17 protein-coding genes and 1 pseudogene are annotated in these 20,371 nt (G+C 70.4%); 4 read left to right on the forward strand and 14 right to left on the reverse strand.

The features are described 5' to 3' along the window. The 5 genes from Q0A33_RS04160 to Q0A33_RS04180 all read right to left on the reverse strand — a co-directional run. The coding region (locus tag Q0A33_RS04160; RefSeq protein WP_291793547.1) for an adenylosuccinate synthetase at nucleotides 1–435 on the reverse strand (435 nt) is incomplete at its 3' end. 93 nt (nucleotides 436–528) lie between these two features. Continuing rightward, complete coding sequence (locus Q0A33_RS04165; RefSeq protein ID WP_291793550.1) at nucleotides 529–1,077, reverse strand: hypothetical protein; 549 nt, start codon at nucleotides 1,075–1,077, stop codon at nucleotides 529–531. A 27-nt stretch (nucleotides 1,078–1,104) separates the two neighbouring features. Next, nucleotides 1,105–2,124 (reverse strand): acyltransferase family protein, encoded by a 1,020-nt coding sequence (locus tag Q0A33_RS04170; RefSeq protein ID WP_291793553.1) that lies wholly within the window; start codon nucleotides 2,122–2,124, stop codon nucleotides 1,105–1,107. Between the two features lie 283 nt (nucleotides 2,125–2,407). Further along, complete coding sequence (gene fbaA, locus Q0A33_RS04175) at nucleotides 2,408–3,430, reverse strand: class II fructose-bisphosphate aldolase (protein WP_291793556.1); 1,023 nt, start codon at nucleotides 3,428–3,430, stop codon at nucleotides 2,408–2,410. Between the two features lie 192 nt (nucleotides 3,431–3,622). After that, entirely contained in the window at nucleotides 3,623–5,596 is a 1,974-nt protein-coding gene (locus Q0A33_RS04180; RefSeq protein ID WP_291793559.1) for a BCCT family transporter, read from the reverse strand. A 139-nt stretch (nucleotides 5,597–5,735) separates the two neighbouring features. On the opposite strand from Q0A33_RS04180, the gene Q0A33_RS04185 reads away from it, so the two are divergent. The 3 genes from Q0A33_RS04185 (at nucleotide 5,736) to Q0A33_RS04195 (ending at nucleotide 9,727) form a co-directional block, all read left to right on the forward strand. Further along, the gene (locus Q0A33_RS04185) at nucleotides 5,736–7,178 is read left to right on the forward strand and encodes an MFS transporter (protein WP_291793561.1); all 1,443 of its coding nucleotides are present in this window, start codon (nucleotides 5,736–5,738) and stop codon (nucleotides 7,176–7,178) included. Between the two features lie 143 nt (nucleotides 7,179–7,321). Continuing rightward, nucleotides 7,322–8,515 carry an acyl-CoA dehydrogenase family protein gene (locus tag Q0A33_RS04190; RefSeq protein ID WP_291793564.1) on the forward strand — a complete coding sequence of 398 codons (1,194 nt, stop codon included), beginning with the start codon at nucleotides 7,322–7,324 and terminating at the stop codon, nucleotides 8,513–8,515. A gap of 42 nt (nucleotides 8,516–8,557) precedes the next feature. Continuing rightward, a complete protein-coding gene (locus tag Q0A33_RS04195; protein ID WP_291793567.1) occupies nucleotides 8,558–9,727 on the forward strand; it encodes an acyl-CoA dehydrogenase family protein in 1,170 nt (389 codons plus the stop codon). A gap of 267 nt (nucleotides 9,728–9,994) precedes the next feature. Here the strand turns inward: Q0A33_RS04195 and Q0A33_RS04200 are convergent, their stop codons facing one another. Beyond that, nucleotides 9,995–11,260, reverse strand: coding sequence for a hypothetical protein (locus Q0A33_RS04200; protein WP_291793571.1), 1,266 nt, complete (start codon nucleotides 11,258–11,260; stop codon nucleotides 9,995–9,997). A gap of 862 nt (nucleotides 11,261–12,122) precedes the next feature. Between Q0A33_RS04200 and Q0A33_RS04205 the strand changes: the two genes are divergently transcribed. Continuing rightward, nucleotides 12,123–12,755 carry a hypothetical protein gene (locus Q0A33_RS04205; RefSeq protein WP_291793574.1) on the forward strand — a complete coding sequence of 211 codons (633 nt, stop codon included), beginning with the start codon at nucleotides 12,123–12,125 and terminating at the stop codon, nucleotides 12,753–12,755. Nucleotides 12,756–13,136: 381 nt separating this feature from the next. Here the strand turns inward: Q0A33_RS04205 and Q0A33_RS04210 are convergent, their stop codons facing one another. The 8 genes and pseudogenes from Q0A33_RS04210 to Q0A33_RS04245 all read right to left on the reverse strand — a co-directional run. Continuing rightward, entirely contained in the window at nucleotides 13,137–13,739 is a 603-nt protein-coding gene (locus tag Q0A33_RS04210; RefSeq protein ID WP_291793597.1) for a TrmH family RNA methyltransferase, read from the reverse strand. A 236-nt stretch (nucleotides 13,740–13,975) separates the two neighbouring features. Further along, entirely contained in the window at nucleotides 13,976–15,400 is a 1,425-nt protein-coding gene (locus Q0A33_RS04215; RefSeq protein WP_291793577.1) for an ABC transporter permease, read from the reverse strand. Between the two features lie 4 nt (nucleotides 15,401–15,404). Continuing rightward, complete coding sequence (locus Q0A33_RS04220) at nucleotides 15,405–16,286, reverse strand: ATP-binding cassette domain-containing protein (RefSeq protein ID WP_291793580.1); 882 nt, start codon at nucleotides 16,284–16,286, stop codon at nucleotides 15,405–15,407. A 273-nt stretch (nucleotides 16,287–16,559) separates the two neighbouring features. Next, on the reverse strand, nucleotides 16,560–17,129 hold the full coding sequence (gene pyrE / locus Q0A33_RS04225; RefSeq protein ID WP_291793583.1) for an orotate phosphoribosyltransferase: 570 nt from the start codon (nucleotides 17,127–17,129) through the stop codon (nucleotides 16,560–16,562). Between the two features lie 118 nt (nucleotides 17,130–17,247). Then, nucleotides 17,248–18,138, reverse strand: coding sequence for an SDR family NAD(P)-dependent oxidoreductase (locus Q0A33_RS04230; RefSeq protein WP_291793585.1), 891 nt, complete (start codon nucleotides 18,136–18,138; stop codon nucleotides 17,248–17,250). Between the two features lie 130 nt (nucleotides 18,139–18,268). Further along, complete coding sequence (locus Q0A33_RS04235) at nucleotides 18,269–19,324, reverse strand: pirin family protein (protein WP_291793588.1); 1,056 nt, start codon at nucleotides 19,322–19,324, stop codon at nucleotides 18,269–18,271. A 14-nt stretch (nucleotides 19,325–19,338) separates the two neighbouring features. Continuing rightward, nucleotides 19,339–19,671, reverse strand: coding sequence for a GNAT family N-acetyltransferase (locus Q0A33_RS04240; RefSeq protein ID WP_291793591.1), 333 nt, complete (start codon nucleotides 19,669–19,671; stop codon nucleotides 19,339–19,341). Nucleotides 19,672–19,807: 136 nt separating this feature from the next. Beyond that, nucleotides 19,808–20,371, reverse strand: a pseudogene (locus Q0A33_RS04245) (acyl-CoA thioesterase domain-containing protein); the annotation flags it as partial.

Below are 20,371 nucleotides of genomic sequence, written 5' to 3' on the forward strand. Positions count from 1 at the left end.
CACGCCCATACCGCCCACCTTGTCCGCGTACGCTGGGCCGATCCCGCGCCCCGTGGTGCCGATGGCGCGCTTGCCCAGGAACCGCTCCGTGACCTTGTCCAGCACCTGGTGGTAGGGCACCACCAGGTGGGCGTTCGCGGAGATGCGCAGCTTCGAGGTATCCGCACCGCGGGACTCCAGCATGTCGATCTCCTCGAAGAGCGCTTCGAGGTTCACCACCACTCCGTTGCCGATCACCGGGGTGGCATTGGGCGAGAGGATGCCGGCGGGAAGGAGCTTGAGCTCGTACTTCTCACCGCCCACCACCACGGTGTGCCCGGCGTTGTTGCCGCCGTTGGGCTTCACCACGTAGTCGACACGGGTGCCGAGGATGTCGGTGGTCTTGCCCTTGCCCTCATCGCCCCACTGGGCCCCGACGACCACGATCGCTGGCATGGCTCTCTCCTTCTTCCCGCGCGCATACGCGCAGACACGAGCACGGACCCCGGCCGAGGCCCAGGCCATTGTTTCATGCCGCCTCGGCCTCGCCTATCGGAGGACGGGGAGGATCGCCTCCAGCTGGTCCTCGATGTCGTCGGCCATGCGCTCGAACGCGCTGCTGAGCTGGCCGAAGGGGTCTGCGACCTTCCGCATCCGCGCCGCACGGGACAGGCTCTCCCGGGCGGCGTGTGCAGAGGCGAGCACTGCGCCGAGCGAGACTCCGCCGGCAGCTTCGGAGCGGAGAAGCTCCGCCAGCTCGTGCAGGGTGAAGATCCGGCCGGCCGCGTCCGGCGCCAGCTCGGTGCAGAAGTCGCGATGGTCCGGCCCCATCCCGAGCACCAGCTCCGCCTCCGCGATCATCTCCGCCGTCACCTGCCTGGCGCTGTGGCCCGCGCAGGAGAAGCCGCGCTGCTGTGCGACCTCCTCCGATCCCTCGTCAGCGGGCCATCCCCGCAGCCCGTGTGTGCCCGCGCTCGCCACCGCGCTGCCCGCGCCCAGGACAGCGCGAAGCCTGTGCTCCGCATACGGCGAGCGGCAGATGTTGCCCGTGCAGATCATGAGAACCCGGCCTGACACGGAAGGCGCTGCGCTGTTCATGGGGCGACAGTACACGGAGACGACGGCTCACGTAGGAGAGCCGGAGGCCGCGGTTCCGGTCCGGCCGGTGGAACGCCGCCACCCCTGGGTGCCCGGCATGAGCCACGCCCGCACCCTGCCCGACACGCCGAGGAGCACCAGACCGATGCAGATCGGGATCGCGTAGGCCGCGGCGAAGAGTGCCCACCCGCTCATCTGATGCTTCAGCGCCCAGATCACGGCTCCGTGGATCAGCAGCACCGGGGTGCTGGTGAAGACCAGGACAGATGCCGCGCGCAGGACGGAAGCGGGCATCAGAGGTTCGACCGCCTGCGTGAGCACGAGCGCACCGCAGGACACCGCGACGACGGCCAGGAAGCTGAGCACCGGGGTGCCGTGGTATCCCGCCTTGAGCACCATCGGCTCCGCCCATCCGGTCAGCAGCAGAAGGAGGCCCCCTCCCAGCGCGAGCGCCGCCGGCAGCACGGCGAGGCCTCTGGTGCGCGCCGTCATGGTGACGGGAGCGACCGCCTGCAGCAGACGACCGGTGATGAGGAACTGCAGTGCCCAGAGCGCATTGCCGAAGCCCAGCGGCAGGAGGTCCGTGTACTCGCCGAACACGATCGATCCGGCGACGGAGAGCACGAGGGCCAGGACGAGGGGGAACCAGCCCCGCATTCTGTCGATCAGGCGCAGGAGGATGCAGGCGAAGAACATCGCGGTGAGGAACCAGTAGGCGGTGAATGGCTCCGTCGCCTTGGCACCTCCCCACAGCGTCACAGCCGCGGTCTTCACCACGATCGCGAGGGGCGCGGAGCTCAGGAGCAGGGTTGCGACGAGCACGCACAGCAGAGGCACTCCCCACGCGATGTAGGGGCGGATGAGCGTCCGCCACTTGTGGCGGGCCTCGTCGACGACTCCTCGCCCGGGCTTCCAGAGGTAGCCGGTGACCACGAAGAACACGGCGACGTACCCGCTCAGCGGCTTGTCGGTCCAGACATGCCCGGCGACGACGAGCGTCAGCGCGAGGAACCGCACCAGATCCAATGAGGAAGACCGGCCCTCCATGTCCCATCACCCTGTCCCGCTCCGCCGACTGCGTGCCCGACCCACAACTCTCCTGAGAATCAGAAGGGCATGTCAGCCTCCCGCATACTACCTGAAAGCGAATTGTTGCTTTCGGTGACAATTCGCGGACCCCGAACAGACGGCAGCACGACGGGGAGCCGCTCCCGTCTGCGGATCGGCCGCCGTACGCACCGGAACACGGCGAAAAGACAGACGGGAGCAGCCACGGCGGCTGCTCCCGTCTGCGCAGAGGGGACAGGCCCCTCCCCCAGTCACTGCACGGTCACTTCATGCGATTGCCCGCGGAGCCCAGGTTCTCGCAGGCCTGCACGATGCGCGCGGCCATGCCGGCCTCGGCGGCCTTGCCCCAGGCGCGCGGATCGTAGAGCTTCTTGTTGCCCACCTCGCCGTCCAGCTTGAGGACGCCGTCGTAGTTCCTGAACATGTGGTCCGCGGCCGGACGCGTGAAGGCGTACTGCGTGTCCGTGTCGATGTTCATCTTCACCACGCCGTGCCGCACGGCCGTGGCGATCTCCTCCGGCGTGGACCCGGAGCCGCCGTGGAACACGAGGTCGAACGGCTTGTCCTTGCCCACCTCCGCGCCGATGGTCTCCTGGATCTCCCCCAGGAGCTCCGGCCGCAGCTTCACGTTGCCCGGCTTGTACACGCCGTGCACGTTGCCGAACGTGAGGGCCGTGAGGTAGCGGCCCTTCTCGCCGGAGCCCAGCGCCTGCACCGTGGCGCGGGCGTCCTCCACCGTGGTGTAGAGCTGATCGTTGATCTCGTTCTCCACGCCGTCCTCCTCGCCGCCCACCACGCCGATCTCCACCTCGAGCAGCGTCCGGGCGGCGGTGGAGAGCTCGAGGAGCTCCTCCGCGATCCGCAGGTTCTCCTCCAGGGGCACCGCGGAACCGTCCCACATGTGGGAGCCGAACAGCGGGTCCTCACCGCGGTCCACCCGCTCCTGCGAGAGCGCGAGCAGCGGCTTCACCCAGGACTCCACCTTGTCCTTGGGGGCGTGGTCCGTGTGGAGCACGATGTTCACGTCGTAGGACTTGGCGACCTCCTGGGCGAACACCGCGAACGCCACCGCACCCCGCACCTGGTCCTTGACCGTGGGACCGGAGAGGTACTCGGAGCCGCCGGTGGAGATCTGGATGATGCCGTCCGACTCCGCCTCCGCGAACCCGCGGATCGCCGCGTTGATCGTCTGCGAGGACGTGCAGTTCACGGCCGGATAGGCGAAGCCCTTGGCCTTCGCGTTGTCGATGAGCTGGGAGTAGACCTCGGGGGAGGCGACGGGCATGGCATCTCCTTGCATAGGGGAACCGGTTCGGGGAAGTCCTCGCCCCCATGTTTTCACCCGCCGGAGGTTTGCACCAGTCACGGGACACGTCCCACAGCGGTGCTCAGACGCAACGGCGGAAGGCATCGGGTCACTCCCATCGGCCCGCCTGCCCCGAAGCCGAGGCCGCCGCCCGGGAACCGGACAGCGCGCTCACTCCTGCCGGGGCCGCCCGCTCTGCGGCAGCCGCTTTGCCGGCTCACGCTGGGCCGTGCCCTGCTTGGGGTGAGCCTCCCGCCTGTTGAGCAGCGGGCTCTTCGTCGCAGTGAGACGGTAGTCGATGCGGTTGTCCACGCGTGTGTCGATCTCCTCGCCCCAGTCCTCGTCGAAGTTGGACTTGATGTGCGAGCGCACCAGCTGCAGGCCTGCGCGGATGCGAGCCTCCCGCTCAGCCGCATTGCGTATCCGCATCTCCTCCCGCAGCGCCCGGAAGAGCGCGAGACACATGAGGACGAGGACGACGCTGAAGGGCAGCGCCGTGGCCAGCGAGGCCGCCTGGAGCGCCTCGAGGCCTCCGGACCACAGCAGCGCGATCGCGATGAGGCCCTCGAGGGTGCCCCAGAGCACACGCGACCATGTCGGCGGGTTCGGGTGACCACCTGAGGCGAGCATGTCGATGACCAAGGATCCGGAGTCCGAGGAGGTGACGAAGAAGATCGCCACGAGGATGATCGCGGCCACGGAGAGAATCCCGCCCATGGGCAGGCCCGAGACGAGGTCGAAGAGGGCTGCGTCGCTGGAGACGCTCTCCCCGGCCGGGACGAGCGGATCATCGGTGAAGAGCTGCCGATGGATCGCCGTGCCGCCGAGCACGGACAGCCAGAGCATGCCCATGGCCGTGGGCACGAGGAGGACGCCGATGACGAACTCGCGGATGGTCCGTCCGCGGGAGACGCGAGCGATGAACACACCGACGAAGGGCGCCCAGGCGATCCACCAGCCCCAGTAGAACAGCGTCCACGTGGAGTTCCAGTCCTGGCCCTCGGCACCGGTGAGCGCGGCGGTGTCGAACGTCATGTTCATGAGGTTGGCCAGATACACGCCGAGCGACTCCACGAAGTTCCGCAGGAGGAACAGCGTGGGTCCCATGACCAGGATCGTGATCATGAAGACCGCGGCCAGGGACAGGTTGATGTTCGAGAGCCACTTCATGCCCTTGCCCACACCGGAGACCACCGAGCCGAGCGCGATGAACGTGATGACGACGATGAGCACGATGAGCACGGTGATGTCGACGGTCTCGACTATGCCGATGGCGCGCATACCTGCGGCGATCTGCTGCACGCCCAGACCGAGTGAGGTCGCGATGCCGAAGAGGGTGCCGAAGATCGCGAGGATGTCGATGAGGTCACCGACCCAGCCCTTGACGGCCTTCCCGAAGAGCGGCTCCAGTGCCCAGCGGATGGAGATGGGACGGCCGCGGCGGTGGATGGCATAGGCGATGCCGAGACCGATCACTGCGTAGATGGACCACGGGTGCAGGCCCCAGTGGACGAAGCTCTGAGCCATCGCCAGACCAGCTTGTTCGGACGGGTCGGCGGACCACCCGGGCTTGGGGTCGAACGAGGCATAGGAGAGCGGCTCACCCACGCCGTAGAACACGAGACCGATGCCCATGCCGGCGGCGAAGAGCATGCAGAACCAGGTCAGCCACGAGAACTCGGGCTTGTCGTCGTCATTGCCGAGCTTGATCGTGCCGAACCTGCTCAGTCCGATGAACACCGAGAACACGATGAAGCCTGCGATGACGAGCATGTAGTACCAGCCGAAGGTGGACACGATCCAGTCGTTGATCGCCTGGAGGGCTCTGCCGGTGGGGTCGGGGAAGATCATCGCGACAGCCGCGATGAGGACGATCACGCTCAGCGCAGGCCAGAACACGCGCGGAGCGATGTTGCCGCTCCCGAGCCGCACGCCCTGGGCGCGGAGCTTGCCCACGATGCGCACATCGGAATCGGTGTCCTGGAGCTGCTCGGCTTCCGAGAGCTCCTCCGCGGCGTAGACGGTCTCTTCGTCCTGAGATCCTTCCGGTGATGGGGTCCGTTCCGCGATCGCAGCGGCTTCCGCCTCGTCCTGCGCACTCTCGGATCGATTCTCGGAGTCGGTGGTGCTGGCTCCGAAGCTCATAAATGCCCTTCCGGTAGGTTTCCTTGGCGAACACGTGCAGCCGTCCGGACGACTGAGAAGCGTCCCTGGGCGGGTTCCGGCATATGCACATGTAATTCGCAGTCTAACGAGACTTGCTTCTTTAGCTACTGTTCCCGGTATGAGCACGCATTCGGGCGAGCGCTCCGGAACCCGCGGCGCGGTCGCCGCCTGGTCGCTCTGGGACTGGGGATCCGCCGCCTTCAACGCCGTCATCGTCACCTTCGTCTTCGCGCCCTATCTCACGTCCGGGGTGGCCGCGGACGAGGCCTCGGGCTCCACCGCCCTGGGCTGGACCACCGCCGCGGCGGGCCTGGTGATCGCGCTCGTGGCCCCGGCGATCGGCACGCGCGCGGACACCGGCGGGCGCCACCGCTTCTGGCTGGGCTTCCACACCTTCGTCGTCGTGGCCGCGATGGCCGGCATGTTCTTCGTCGAGGACTCCCCCTCGCACCTCTGGCTGGGCCTGGTGCTCCTGGCCGTGGCGAGCGTCTTCTTCGAGTTCGCGGAGGTGTCCTACAACAGCATCCTGCTCTCCCTCTCCACCCCGGCCACGGTGGGCCGGATCTCCGGTCTGGGCTGGGGCCTGGGCTACGCCGGAGGGCTCGCACTCCTCGTGCTCCTCCTCGTCACGGTCATCCAGCCCGAGGTGGGCCTCCTGGGGGCCACGGACGAAGGCGGCCTGCGGTACCGGCTCGTGGCCGTGCTGGCCGCCGTCTGGTTCGCCGTGTTCGCGCTGCCGGTGCTGCTGATCGGACCGCGCTCGGCGACGGAGGCCGCGGCGTCCGCAGACCCCGCGGCCTCCGGAGGGACGGGCCCTTCCGGTGCGGCGGACCCGGCAGCCGCACCACGCGCCCGAGGCCGTTTCCCGCTCTCCTACTTCCGCGGCTTCGCGGCCGACTACCGCAGGCTGCTCCGGCGTCTGCTCCGGATGTGGCGGGAGGACCGCCTCACCCTGCGCTTCCTCATCGCCTCCGCCGTGTTCCGCGACGGGCTCGCGGCGATCTTCGCCTTCGCCGGGGTGCTTGCCGCCGGGTCCTACGGGTTCACGGCCTCGGAGGTGATCGTCCTGGGCGTGGCCGCCAACCTGGTCGCCGGCACCGGCGCGATCCTCGCCGGGGTGCTCGACGACAGACTGGGCTCCAAGCGGGTCATCGTGGTGGGCCTCCTCTGCCTCATCGCAGGCGCCGTGCCCATCGCGGTGTCCGACTCACCCACGGTGTTCTGGGTCGCCGCCATGTTCCTCTGCGTCTTCGTCGGCCCGGTGCAGGCCTCCTCGCGCTCGTTCCTCGCACGCATCACCCCCGCCGAGCACGCGGGCGAGAACTTCGGCCTCTACGCGACCACGGGCCGCGCCGTGAGCTTCCTGGGGCCGCTGATGTTCTCCACGGCGATCGCGGTGCTGGGCTACCAGCGGGCGGGCGCGCTCGGCATCGCACTGGTGCTGGCGGTGGGACTCCTGCTCATTGTGCGGCTGAAGGAGCCCGCGCACGCCGAGGCGGCCTCGGGCGCGGATCACGACACCTCCGCGAGCACCGGCTCGAGCCTGGAGAAGAGCGAGTGACCCCGCCCACTTCTGGACTTAGCGATCGTACAGTAACTTGGCTAGACTGGCGGCAACGGCCGGATCGTCACGACCGCTGAACGACCGGACTCACGCTGTACCGAGCCCGGAACCGCACACCGACATCGCACACAGGAGTGTTCATGGACCAGCTTCTGAACAAGGAAGAGCTGGAGTTCGCGCAGCACATGCGCGAGTTCTACCGCACGGAGATCCCGGAGGAGATCCGGTTCAAGGTGGCCACCGGTCAGGAGCTGACGAAGGACGACATCGTCACCTCCCAGCGCACCCTCAACCAGCACGGCTACGCGGTCCCCAACTGGCCCGTGGAGTGGGGCGGCCAGGACTGGACGCCCGTCCAGCGCCACATCTGGCTCGAGGAGATGCAGCTGGCCTGCGTCCCGCAGCCGCTGGCATTCAACGCCTCCATGGTGGGTCCCGTCATCGCGACGTTCGGCAGCCAGGAGATCAAGGAGCGCTTCCTCCCCGCCACCGCCAACGTGGACATCTGGTGGTCGCAGGGCTTCTCCGAGCCCAACGCCGGCTCCGACCTCGCCTCGCTCAAGACCTCGGCGGTCCGCCAGGGCGACAAGTACATCGTCAACGGCCAGAAGACCTGGACGACGCTGGGCCAGTACGGCGACTGGATCTTCATGCTGGTCCGCACGGACCCCACCGTGAAGAAGCAGGCGGGCATCTCCTTCCTCCTCATCGACATGAAGTCCCCCGGTGTGACGGTGCGCCCCATCCAGCTCATCGACGGCGGGCACGAGGTCAACGAGGTCTTCTTCGAGAACGTCGAGGTCCCGGTGGAGAACCTCGTGGGCGAGGAGAACAAGGGCTGGACCTACGCAAAGTTCCTCCTGGGCAACGAGCGCACCGGCATCGCCCGGATCGGCACCTCCAAGGTCAACCTGGCGCGCGCCAAGGCCTACGCCGCGCTCACCAAGACCTCGCGCGGCACCCTCCTGGACGATCCGCTGTTCTCCGCGCGGCTGGCCGAGATCGAGGCCCGCCTCACCGCCCTGGAGTTCACCCAGCTGCGCGTCCTCTCCACGCAGGCCGCGGGATCCGACAAGCCGGACCCCCGCTCCTCCGTGCTCAAGCTCCACGGCTCGCAGCTGCAGCAGGACATCACCGAACTGCTCGTGGACGTCCTGGGCCCGCAGGGCCTGGACTTCGTGGACTCCGCCGTCGTGGGCGACGGGTTCACCGACCTCCCCGGCGCGGCGGCCACCGCCCTGCCCGACTACTTCAACACCCGCAAGGTGACCATCTACGGCGGTTCGTCCGAGGTCCAGCGCGGCATCATCAGCAAGGCGATCCTGGGTCTCTGAGCCCCGCCCTGCACTGACCCAAGGATTCGAAGGAGAGAACAGATGGACCTTGAACTCACTGAAGACCAGCGCGAACTGAAGTCGACCGTCGCGCGCCTGCTGAAGTCCGAGTACGACGCCGCGACCCGCGAGGAGATCCTGAACTCGGACGCCGGCTGGAGCCGTGAGAAGTGGGAGACCTTCGCGGAGCTGGGCCTCCTGGGCCTGCCGTTCAGCGAGGACTACGAGGGCGCGGACATGGGCTTCGCCGAGGTCGCCGTCGTCATGGAGGAGTTCGGCCGGGCACTCGTGCTCGAGCCCTACCTCTCCACCGTGGTGCTGGGCGGCGGTCTCGTGAACGCCGCGGGCACGGATGCGCAGAAGGCGGAGATCCTCCCGGGCGTCGTCGCGGGCGAGACCCTGCTGGCCTTCGCCGGCTACGAGCCCACCGGGCGCTACGACCTCACCTCTCCGGCCACCTCGGCGACCGAGGCCGGTGACGGACACACCCTCACCGGGGAGAAGACCGCGGTGCTGGGCGCCGCGGACGCGGACACCTTCGTGGTCTCCGCCGCCGCGGACGGCGGCGTGGGGCTGTTCCTGGTGGCCGCCGATGCCTCCGGCGTCTCCGTCTCCTGCCGCACCCAGGCGGACGGCGTCCGCACCGGCTCCGTCCGGTTCGACGGCGCGCCCGCTGTGCGGTTGGGCTCCGGCGACGCCTCCGCGATCATCGAGAAGGTCATCGACACCGCCAACGCGGCACTGGCCGCCGAGGCCGTGGGCGCCATGGAGGCCTCCCTCCAGATGACGGCGGAGTACCTCAAGACCCGCGAGCAGTTCGGTGCGCCCATCGGCGTGAACCAGGCTCTGCAGCACCGCGCCGCGGACGCCTACGCCACGCTCGAGGGCGCCAAGTCGATGGCGCTGTACGCCAAGCTCGCCATCGCGGGCGAGGAGGCCGCCGCGGCCTCGGGCGAGGGTGCCGTGGACTCGAAGTCCCGCCACCGCGACGTGCTCGCCGCCAAGCTCGTCATCGACAATGCGGCACGTGAGATCAGCCAGGAGTCGATCCAGATGCACGGCGGCATCGGCATGACGATGGAGTACCCCATCGGCCACTACGCCAAGCGCCTCACCGTCATCACGAAGACGTTCGACGACAAGGACGAGGTGGCCCAGGCGCTCGCTGCGCAGGGCGGCCTCCTGGAGCCCCACGCGGCGGACCTCGCCTGAGGCAGGGTGCTCGAGCGGCGGGGTGCGCGAGCACCGGCCGCTTGAGCACCCACCGCGCATCGGCATCGACTCAGCCGCCCACATATGCGTGGGCGGCTGAGCGCGTTCACGGGCCCTGCATGCAGCATTCCACCGGACGATGTTCCACCGCACGATGACGGAGCCGCCCAGTCATGACTGGGCGGCTCCGTCATCGTCAGGGTCCGGCTTCGGCCCGCCGGCGCGGTGCGCAGCCGGCAGCGCCCTCAGTGTGAATCGGCAGCGGCGTCAGTGTGAGCCGGGAGGGGCGAAACGACTGTCGCCCTGCGGCCCCTGCTGACCGGGGTGTCCACCGGGAGCACCGGGTGCCGAGCCTCCGGGGCCGCTGGGGCCCTGCGGGCCGGAGCCGAGGTGGCCCGCACCGGGGTGTCCCTGTCCCGGCACGCCGGGGTGACCGGACGGTGCGCCCGGAGCCGGCCCGCCGGGGCCGCCCGGACCCTGTGGTCCCGGACCCTGCGGATACCCGGGTCCGCCCTGCGCGGGCGCGCCCTGCGGGTATCCGGGCGCCCCCTGCTGCGGAGCGCCGGGGTGGAATCCCGGACCACCCGGATAGCCGCCCGGGCCGACGGGTGCGCCACCCGGACCGGCCGGACCACCGGGATGGCCGCCCGGACCGCCCTGCCCGCCGGGGAAGCCGCCGGGACCCATCGGGCCACCCGGACCGGCGGGTGCACCCGGGCCACCGGGGTAGCCACCGGGGCCGCCCGGGTATCCACCCGGAGCGCCGGGGAAGCCGCCGGGAGCTCCGGGGCCCTGCGCCTGCTTCTTCCTCGACCGCAGGACGAGGAACACGATCAGCCCCGCACCGCCCAGCACGATCACCGCGCCGACGATGATGAGCACGATGAGCCAGGGGAAGCCGCCGGCCTTGGCGGTGGCGCTGAGGGTGTCGCCGTCGAAGTCGCGGAGGTCCCAGGTGGCGGTCTTGCCGGAGATCTCGGCCCCCTCCGCATTCGTCACCGCCCCGGGGAAGGTCACGGCGACGCGGGCCTCGTCGAACACGGACCGCATGGAGCCTCCACCGCCCATGCCGGCCTCGGAGCCCATCGCGCTCACCGGGTTGGGCATGTCGAAGGTGATCTGCCCGTCGGCAGAGGCGATGTCGATGCCGTCCACGCTCGGAGCGCCGAACTCCGAGGCGGCGGAATCCGTGGACGCGAGCTCGTCCGCCGGCACGTCGTCGAACTTCATGAGCATGCCCAGGTAGCCGTCATCGTCCTTGATCTTCTCGACGGTGACGCCCTCCGGCATGGACGGGTCGTTCTGCGCCTCCTCGACGGAGCGGTCGATCTCCGATTCGTCGATGGGCTCGCCCATGTCCTCGAACATCTGGGGGTCGGCGGAGATGGCGAGCGATCCGCTGACCGTCTCCTCCTTGGAGATCTGGAAGTCCGCGTTGAACTTCACGCAGCCGCTCAGCACCAGGGCGAGCAGGGCTGCCGCGAGGACGACGAGGAGGGGACGGGTGCGCTGCTTCGCGGGGCTGGCGCGCATGAGAGGAGCTCCGATCTGACTGCGAGGCAGCCTGGCTTGCATACGCGCCCAATCTATCAGCGAACGGACAGCGGCCTCGGAGGGATATCACGGCGGAACCGTGGAGGCGGAGGAGCCGCGAGAGGAACGGCACCCGCACAGCGTGTGATCCCCGCGCGCTGTGCGATCAGTTCTCCTAGCCGTGTCGCGGCGGACGGCTGAGGGAACTGATCACACCAGCGGCCAGACGCGGACCGCCACCGACTGTCACAGGCAACCGAGACTTGACGTCACAAACCGACAGATCTCCCGACCGTCTGTCCACAGATTCGACGATGCCCCGCCGCGACCACGGCGGCCTTGCTTTCCTTGGACCATGCACCCTCAACCTGCCGAAGACGTACCCCGTCGGCGACGGCGGCCGCAGAAGGCCACCACTGCGGACCTCAGGAAACGCCGGTCACCGGACACGCCGGCGCCCGGACCCCAGCAGGGGACCGCATCGGGACGCAGGGCCGGAGGCAGCAGAGCACCGGCGGGCGAGGAACACCCTCTCCATCTCCGCAGAGAGACCGAAGTCTCGGCTGTTCCGCGCATCTTCCCCGTTGACGCCGCGGACCGCACGGGCGCCGGTGCCCACCGCCTGTCCGCGTGGCAGGCCAGGGAGTCACCGGCCTTCCTTCGTCCTCTGCGGGGAGTTCGACTGGATCCCCAGCGCACCGAGGAGATCACGCATCCCGGATGGGCCGACGACCGCTGGTTCGAGCTGCGCGCCCGGTTGGCCTCGGTGCAGGCACGGCATCCCACCGCAGCAGGTTCGCATCTCACCGCAGCCGCTCTCCTCGGGATCCCGCTGCCGAGCCGGCTGCGGAGAAGCGACGACGTGCACGTGCTCCACCGCAGCCTCATCCGCCTGGCCGGGGTGAAGTGCCACCGGGGAACCCAGCTGCCCGACACCGTCACCACCGGCGGAGTGATCGTGGTGTCCGCACTGCAGACACTCGTGCAGCTTGCGACCGTTCTCCACGAGAAGGAACTCATCATCGCCGTGGAGAGCGTGACCGGCACGTGGCACCCGCCCACGCTCTCACCCACGGAGATCACCGAATCTCTCCACCCCTACCGCAGACATCGTGGCGCGCTCACTCTGCTGCGGGTGCTGGACCGGGTGCGCACCGGCGTGGCCTCTCCCAAGGAGACCGAACTCCGTCTCAACATCGTCGCCTGGGGATATCCCGAACCCACAGTGGGTCACAAGGTGTGGATCGAGTCGATCGGCAGACACCTCACACCGGACCTCGCCTATGAGGAGGTGCGGACCGGCATCGAGTACGAAGGCGCTCACCACCGCACGTCACGGAGGCAGTTCGAGAAGGACGAAGACAGGCGGCGCGCATTCAGGTCCGCAGGGTGGTTCATCGAGAGGATCTACGACAGCGGGAAGTACCTCGACACCATGGACACGGTGATGAAGCGGTTCGCCGATCTGGAAGCGGGCCGACCCCTGAGCCCCTGACCCCGCACGCCGGCACTGGAGTCCGCCGCCGGCACTGGAGTCCCCTGCCGGCGCCGGAATCCGCACCGCCCCTGGAGTCCGCGCCGCCCCTGGAGTCCGCGCCGGTGATGGAATCTGCGCCGTCGCCAGCCGGCTCTTCTCCGCCGGTCACCTTCCGAGCAGACCCCGATCCCGCCGGCCACAGAGAGATACGATTCTGGATCGATCACTCTGCCCGGCCACTCCATGCAAGATGGCTGGGTGAAGTGATCAGACAATCCCGGGCCCGAGGCCGAGGCGAGGCTGGCCGGGCCGGGGGTGGGCCGGGCCCGGGCCCGAGGCGAGGCTGGCCGGGCCGCGGGTGGACGATTCGGAAGGTGAGCCGGCAGGCGCCGCGCGGCCTCAGCCCTGCACCCGCTGGCCGAACACGTGGCGCCGGATCCATGCGTGCATCGCCACCGAGGCCGCGGCGGCTGCGTTGATCGACCGTGTGGAGCCGAACTGCGCGATGGAGAGCACCGCCCCGCACGCCCTGTGCGCCTCCTCGCTCAGCCCCGGCCCCTCCTGGCCGAACAGCAGCACGCAGCGCTCCGGCAGGTCGAAGGTCTCCAGCGGCACGGAGTCCGGGAAGTTGTCGATCCCGATGAGCGGCAGCCCACGCTCCCCGCACCACTCCGCAAGAGCCTGCGCGTCCCCGTGGTGATGCAGGTGCTGGTAGCGGTCGGTGACCATCGCGCCGCGGCGGTTCCATCGCCTCCGGCCCACGATGTGCACCGCCGCCGCGTTGAAGGCGTTGGCCGTACGCACCACGGAGCCGATGTTGAGGTCGTGCTGCCAGTTCTCCACCGCCACGTGGAAACAGTGCCTGCGGGTGTCCAGATCCGCGACGATCGCCTCGACCGTCCAGTACCGGTACTCGTCCGCGACGTTCCGCCGGTCGCCCCGGGCCAGCAGCTCCGGATCCCAGTGGTCACCCGTGGGCAGCTCGCCCTCCCACGGACCCACACCTACCTGCGGATCCTGGTCCGCAGCGGCTGGGACCGCTCCCGAGGCGCCGGGCCGGCCGTCCCCGGCCGCGGAGAGGTCCGCTCTCACCTTTGCGACCGCAGGGCCGTCAGCGCCCGCATGGAGCGCCGGGTCCGCGCCCGAGGCCGCGGCTGCCCCCTGGCCGGAACCCGGCGCCGGACCCGCGAGGGAAGGAGCGTCCGCGCCCGAGGCCTCGGGCGCGGCCGGTGATCCGCTCACTTCTCGGTCGTGTCCGCACCCGCGGCGTCGCCGGCGGCAGCGTCCTCCGACGCGGTGCTCCCGGCTTCCCCGGACTCGTCCGCTGCGGACGACGCGGATGCGCCGTCTGCGGCCGGTGCGGGCGCGACGCCTGCCTTCTCCGCGGCCTTCTTCGCCTTGCGGGAGGTGCGCGCCACCGCCTTGCGTCCGCCGCGCCCCGCTCCCGCCAGCAGTGTGCGCCGGTACGCCGCGGACGCCAGCAGGAAGACCAGGAGGCCCACCGCCGCGGCGATGGCCGCAGCGGCCAGGCCCTCCCACCACTCGGCACTGCCGGCGAAGTACCGCAGCGGCATCGCCACCGGCGAGCTGAAGGGGATGAAGGAGAGGATCTGGAGCACGGTGCGCTCCGCCCGGAAGTACATGGGCAGGACGGCACCGGCGACCATGAGCACCACGAGCGCACCGTAGCCGAACCGCTGGAGGCCCTTCGACGAGGCCGTCGAGACCCACAGGTGCGCGGCGAGCACCAGGAACACCGTGGCGACGGCGGTGAGCGCGAACCAGCCCAGTCCCGGCAGCAGCGCCATGGCCTCCGTGGTGCGCTGTCCGATCGACAGCCCCACGAGGAGCACGCCCGCGCCCACCAGCACGTAGGTGAGGGAGAGCAGCGTGAGGCCGTACACGCGGCCCCATGCGGAGGAACGGGCCGGGATCGCGGAGGCGATGACCTCCGCGAGGCGGTTGCGCTTCTCCGTCCTCAGGTTCTGGTAGAGGGCGGCGCCCAGCGCCAGACCCGCGAGGAGCACGACGGCGCCCATGCCCCAGCCCACGGGGTCCGCCAGGGACGAGGCCACCGCCGGCTCGTCCACGTACTGCACGGGGACGGGCTGGTTGAGCTTCTCGAGGATGGCGATGGGCTCGCGGTCGAGCGCGATGAGCTGCGCCGGGCCCATGCCGGTGGGATCGAGCACGTACAGCGCGCCGACCTCACCGTCGCGCAGCATCTCCTCGCCCGCTTCCTGTGTCTCCGCCGCGACGACGGGGATGCCGACCTGCTGCGCGAAGGCGTCCGCCTGCTCGGCGGGCACGCCCACCACCGCGAGCGTGCTGTTGCCGCCAGCCTCCGCGCCCACGCGCTGGAAGCCGATGATGAGCGCGGCGATCGTCGCCAGGCCCAGCACCAGGGCGCTCACGTAGAACAGCGGGCTGCGCGCCACGCTCGAGGTCTCCCGATTCGCCACCAGGTACGCGGCCTGGGACGCGGAGAGATCGTGGAACTCGCTCACCAGGCCCGTCTTGGGCGTGGAGGCAGGATCGGGGCGGTCCTCGCGCAGCTCCTCGGGGAGCTGGGCCTCATCGCTGAAGTCGAGGAAGTCGTCTGCGAGCTCCGTGTCGTTCGTCGTCTCTTCGCGGTTGTCTTCGTCTCGCCTGTCTTCGACCATGTGCTTACACCGACTCCTTGAACAGCTCTGAGAGGTCGCGGGTCACGGGGCCGAACTCGCGGGCCCCGGCGACACCGGTCAGGTACGTGGCAGCGGCCGCCTCGTCGGCGGCGCGGAAGGTGACGACGGTGCCCGCGGCGACCACGTCCTCGGCACCGGCCTTCTCCACCTGGGCCCCGGCGGCGGCTGCGGCCTCCGCGTCCGCGAGCCGCACCCGGAAGCTGCGGGACTCGCCCTGCAGCTCCTCGAGCGTGCCCTGGCCGGCGACCCGGCCGTGGGAGAGGATGACAAGGTCGTCGGCGACCTCCTGGGCCTGCTTCCACTTCTCGGTCGTGAAGAGGACGGGGACGCCGGACTCCGCGTGGTCGCGCAGCAGGGCGAACACCTTCGCCGCGGAATCCGCGTCGAGCCCGTCGAAGGGCTCGTCGAGGACGACCACGTCAGGGTCCGCCGCCAGCACCGCGGCGATGTCCACGCAGGCGACCTCGCTGCCGGAGAGGTGGTTCAGCTGGGCGTAGGCGCGGTCGGAGAGGTCCAGGCGGGCCAGCAGCGTGACCGCGTTGTGCTCCGCTGCTCCCAGCGTCATGCCGTGCAGGCGCGCCAGGTAGACGATCTGCTCCATCACCTTCATGCGCGGGTAGCCCCCGCGCTCACGGGGCAGGTAGCCGAAGTTCTGGCGGTCGCCGAACCCCAGCGCGTTCCCCTCGAGCTCGATCGACCCCGCCGTGGGATCGATGAGGCCCATGACGGCGCGCACCAGCTCGGTCTTGCCGGAGCCGCGCAGCCCCACCACACCGGTGAGCCTGCCGGATCTCGCTTCGAACGAGACGTCCTTGAGGTAGGTCTTCCTCCCGGAGGAGACCGTCAGTCCCTTCACTGTGAGCACGTGGTTGTCCTTATGCGTCGGGGTGCGCCCGCAGGTGCGGGTGCTGTGTGCGCTGTCTTGCCAGCGCGGGTCTGTCTGCGTGCGATGGTTCCGTGTCCGAGGAGGCCGCACACGCACAGGCCTGCGCGATCCATCCGGTACCGGAGTCAGTCTGGCCGTGCGGGCACCGCGCGGCAAACGCGGAGGCACGCGAGTCAGCGGCTTCGGTGCAGACTCCCAGCCTGTGCCGGGGCGCCGCGACGGATCGTCCCACCCGCGGCGGCCGCCGAGGCGTCAGTCGAGGCCGAGGTCCCGCGTGGAGAGCGCGGTGAGGTACGGGATGCCCGCCTCCTTCTCCACGCGCTCCTTCGCGCCGGTCTCGCGGTCCATGACCACGACGACGGCCGCGACCTCGGCACCGGCCTCCCGCAGCGCCTCCACCGCGGTGAGCACGGAACCGCCGGTCGTGGAGGTGTCCTCGACGGCGACCACGCGCTTGCCGGCGACGTCCGGGCCCTCCACGCGCCGCCCCATGCCGTGCTCCTTGGCGGCCTTGCGCACCACGAAGGAGTCCAGCGGGGTGCCGCGCACCACGGAGCGGTGCATGACGGCGGTGCCCACGGGATCCGCGCCCATCGTCAGACCGCCCACCGCCTGCACGGCGCCCTCACCGTCGAGCAGGCCGTGCTCGGCGAGGAGGTCGAGGACGATGTCGCCCACGAGCGGCGCGGAGCGGTGGTCGAGGGTGACGCGGCGCAGATCGAGGTAGTAGTCGGCCTCCCTGCCGGAGGACAGGGTGACACGGCCGCGGACGACGGCCAGTTCATCGATGAGTGCGAGGAGCTGCGAGCGGGTGTCTGTCATGTGGGGAATCGTATCCGCTCCGCCGCGCACGCCCGTCCTCGCTGCCCGCATGGCGAGTCAGCGGGCCTGCCCGCACACCCGTCCCGCACCCCCGGCGTCTCCGTGCCCGCGTGGGGAGTCAGCCCGCGCCCTTGCGCATCCAGCGGAATCCGCCGCTCGCACCCCGCACCAGCGGACGGGGCAGCACCTGGAGCAGGGCGTACGCACCCTTGTACTGCGCGCCGGCCACGCTCACGGTCCGCCCCGCGCGGGCATCGCGCACGGCCGCATCGACCACCTGCTCCGGTTCCAGCCAGATCCAGCGCGGCCCCGTCCTGCGCACCCGCATGCGCTCGTGGAACTCCGTGCGGATGAAGCCGGGCAGCACCGCGGTCACGGTCACCGGCGTGTCCGCGAGCTCCGCGGCCAGCGCCTCCGTGACGATCATCGCCGCGCTCTTAGCCGCCGAGTACACGCCGTAGACCCCCAGCGCCGCCAGGGAGGACACCGTGAGGATCCCGCCGCGGCCGCGGGCGCGCATGCGATGGGCGGCGTGCCAGCTGAGCCGGGTGACCGCGGTGAGCATGACGGAGTCGCTCGCAGCGAGCGCCTCCGGCTCCGTGTCGAGGAGCGAGGTGCGCAGTCCGTAGCCGGCGTTGTTCACGAGGACGTCCACGCGGGTGGTGTCGATGAAGTCCGCCACCCGGGCGATCCCCTCCGAGGAGGAGAGATCCGCGGGCAGGGCGAGGGCCCGGCACCCCTGGGCGGCGGCGAGATCCTCCGCGAGACGCTCCAGCGCCACGGCATCGCGGGCCACCAGCACGAGGTCGTACCCGTCACGGGCGAGACGAGTCGCGAACGCACGCCCGAGGCCCGCGCTCGCACCCGTGACGAGCGCACACGGACGCTCGCTCAGTTCCGTCTCGCCGTCGTGTGCGTGCCTGCTCGCATCCGCATGCCTCGCCGCATCGTTGGCCGCATCCGCGTGCCTGTTCACGCCGTTGGTCGCATCGCCTGTCACATGGTCCACCGCATCCTCCTCGCCGTCCGCCCGCCGTCACACACCGCCTATCGTCCCAGCCGCCCACGTATAGGCGGGGGGGAAGCGCCGCTCGCGGGGTCTCGTGCCCGAGGCCGCCCACGCCGCAGGAGGTATCCGGTCAGCGCGGGGCGGCGGTGGGCGGGTTCCGGCGTGCCCGGATGCGCACCTGCGGCAGCGCCGGCGCGGGCAGCCGATCCCGCTCGCCCACATAGCCCTCGACCGTCCCGAAGCGCTCTGCTCCGGCCTCCCAGTCCGCACGGGCCTGGGCGATGTCCTCATGGGTCCTGCCCACGAAGTTCCACCACATCACGATCTCCTCGCCGAAGGGCTCGCCGCCCAGGAGGACCAGCCTCACCGGCTCCTCCCCCGCCTGCACCTCCACGGAGTCCGGCCCGGTGCCCAGATAGCCCAGCTCCGCACGGGCGAGCGCCGTCCCGTCGACCACGGGCGCGCCGCGGTCCACGAGGAAGCCGTGTTCGAAGGCGGGGTCCAGTGCCAGCCGGACGGAGGCGCCGGCGTCGATCTCCACCTCCGCGCCGAGCAGCGGCGAGAACACCTCCACGGGCGAGGTCGAACCGAAGGCGGTCCCGAGGAAGACGCGTGCGCGGCCGCCGGGGAACTCCACGAGCGGCGGCGCGTAGTGCTGGAAGTTGCGCGGCGCCCGGCGGTGCGCCTCCGGCAGCGCCACCCACAGCTGCACGCCGTGGAGCACCGTGGTGTCCTGGGTCGTCACCTCGGAGTGCGCGATCCCGGAGCCGCCGGTCATGAGATTCAGCTCGCCCGGCCGCACCCTCGCGTGCACGCCGTGGGAGTCCCGGTGCTCGATCTCACCGGTGAACAGCCAGCTCACCGTCTGCAGGCCGGTGTGCGGATGGGGTGCGACGTCCATGCCGCCGGTGACCGCCACGTCGTCGGGGCCGTAGTGATCTGCGAAGCACCACGCTCCCACCAGGGAACGGGCCCGCTGCGGAAGGGTGCGGCGGACCGGCATGGCGCGAGGCCCGCCCAGCGGGACCTCCCTGGACGTCACGACCTCCACGCGCGATCCCGCGGATCCGGGTGCGGAGCCGTCTGCTGCGCCGGAAGCGGGACTGCCGGCGGGCTCGGTGCCGGTGCCCGGGACCGGCCCGGGGGTGCACACCTGTTCGCGGGGTTCCGCCTCGAGGTTGCTCATCTCCTCACCGCCTCTCAGCCGAGTTCGTCTTCCAGCCACGCGAGGACGTCGCCCGTCGCCGGATCCGCGTCCGCGGCGAGCTCCTCATGCGTGCGGACGTACTTGGCGACGAGCGGACAGACCGGGACGATGCGCATGCCCTCGCCGATCGTCGTCGCAAGCGCACGGGAGACGAGCTGCGTGGCCAGGCCCCGCCCTCCGTACTCCGGTGCGACCTCCGTGTGGTGGAAGACTCGCTGACTCCCCCGGTCCCTGTAGGCGGCCAGGCCCGCCCGCTCTCCGTCCACCAGGATCTCGAACCTGTTGTCCTCCGGAGCCTTGCGGATCTCCACTGTGGGATCGGACATGCTTCCTCCTCTGCCACTGCACACTGCGGGCTGCTCCAACACCGGACGCCACGGGCCGCCGCGGCTGTGCCCCCAGTATGCGTGCGCAGCCGGCAACGGGGAACCCCGCCGCACGCCAGGCCCCCACGCACCGTGCTCAGCCGTCCGCGCGGCCGGACTCCGTGGGCATCCGCACGGTGAGTGACTGTGAGGCGGTGCCCAGCGGCCCGCGGCCGTCGTGGAGCACCGCATGCGTGATGCCCACACCGGTGGGGCCGAAGCTCTGCCGGACGTCGAAGCCGAACTCCCCGCGCGGACCCGCCTCCGGCGCCCGGAGGAAGTGGAGCGTGAGATCGACGTTGGGGAAGAAGATCCGCTGCGGGTCCTCCCGGACGGCGAGCCCGTTCATGCTGTCGGCGAGCTTGGCGAACGTCGCGAAAGGACCGTCCGCCTCCCCCGCCACGAGCGGCATGTCCGTGTGCACCCACACCTGCCGGCGGCCCGGGACGCCGCCGGGCGCCTCGGCCCCGGAGAGCGAGGCGATGTATCCGCCCGGCCACAGCTCGCTCAGCTGCCGGGGCGCGCACTCCTCCCACGCGGGGAAGGGCGCGAGGGCGTCTCCGGCCACCGGGGAGGTGTCCGAGGACTGCAGCCGCCACACGCGCGCCACGACGGAGGTGCGCGGGCGTCCCTCCACGGCCGGACGGGCGGGGGCATCCGC

It is taken from the genome of Brevibacterium sp. (assembly GCF_022712115.1).
Taxonomy (GTDB): domain Bacteria; phylum Actinomycetota; class Actinomycetes; order Actinomycetales; family Brevibacteriaceae; genus Brevibacterium; species Brevibacterium salitolerans.

Excerpts from the sequence above, each read along its gene's own strand:
- Q0A33_RS04200 (WP_291793571.1), bottom strand. The coding sequence starts at position 11,260 with ATGCGCGCCAGCCCCGCGAAGCAGCGCACCCGTCCCCTCCTCGTCGTC.
- pyrE (WP_291793583.1), bottom strand. The coding sequence starts at position 17,129 with ATGACAGACACCCGCTCGCAGCTCCTCGCACTCATCGATGAACTGGCC.
- Q0A33_RS04215 (WP_291793577.1), bottom strand. The coding sequence starts at position 15,400 with ATGGTCGAAGACAGGCGAGACGAAGACAACCGCGAAGAGACGACGAAC.
- fbaA (WP_291793556.1), bottom strand. The coding sequence starts at position 3,430 with ATGCCCGTCGCCTCCCCCGAGGTCTACTCCCAGCTCATCGACAACGCG.
- Q0A33_RS04190 (WP_291793564.1), top strand. The coding sequence starts at position 7,322 with ATGGACCAGCTTCTGAACAAGGAAGAGCTGGAGTTCGCGCAGCACATG.
- Q0A33_RS04195 (WP_291793567.1), top strand. The coding sequence starts at position 8,558 with ATGGACCTTGAACTCACTGAAGACCAGCGCGAACTGAAGTCGACCGTC.
- Q0A33_RS04165 (WP_291793550.1), bottom strand. The coding sequence starts at position 1,077 with ATGAACAGCGCAGCGCCTTCCGTGTCAGGCCGGGTTCTCATGATCTGC.
- Q0A33_RS04180 (WP_291793559.1), bottom strand. The coding sequence starts at position 5,596 with ATGAGCTTCGGAGCCAGCACCACCGACTCCGAGAATCGATCCGAGAGT.
- Q0A33_RS04240 (WP_291793591.1), bottom strand. The coding sequence starts at position 19,671 with ATGTCCGATCCCACAGTGGAGATCCGCAAGGCTCCGGAGGACAACAGG.
- Q0A33_RS04235 (WP_291793588.1), bottom strand. The coding sequence starts at position 19,324 with ATGAGCAACCTCGAGGCGGAACCCCGCGAACAGGTGTGCACCCCCGGG.
- Q0A33_RS04185 (WP_291793561.1), top strand. The coding sequence starts at position 5,736 with ATGAGCACGCATTCGGGCGAGCGCTCCGGAACCCGCGGCGCGGTCGCC.
- Q0A33_RS04170 (WP_291793553.1), bottom strand. The coding sequence starts at position 2,124 with ATGGAGGGCCGGTCTTCCTCATTGGATCTGGTGCGGTTCCTCGCGCTG.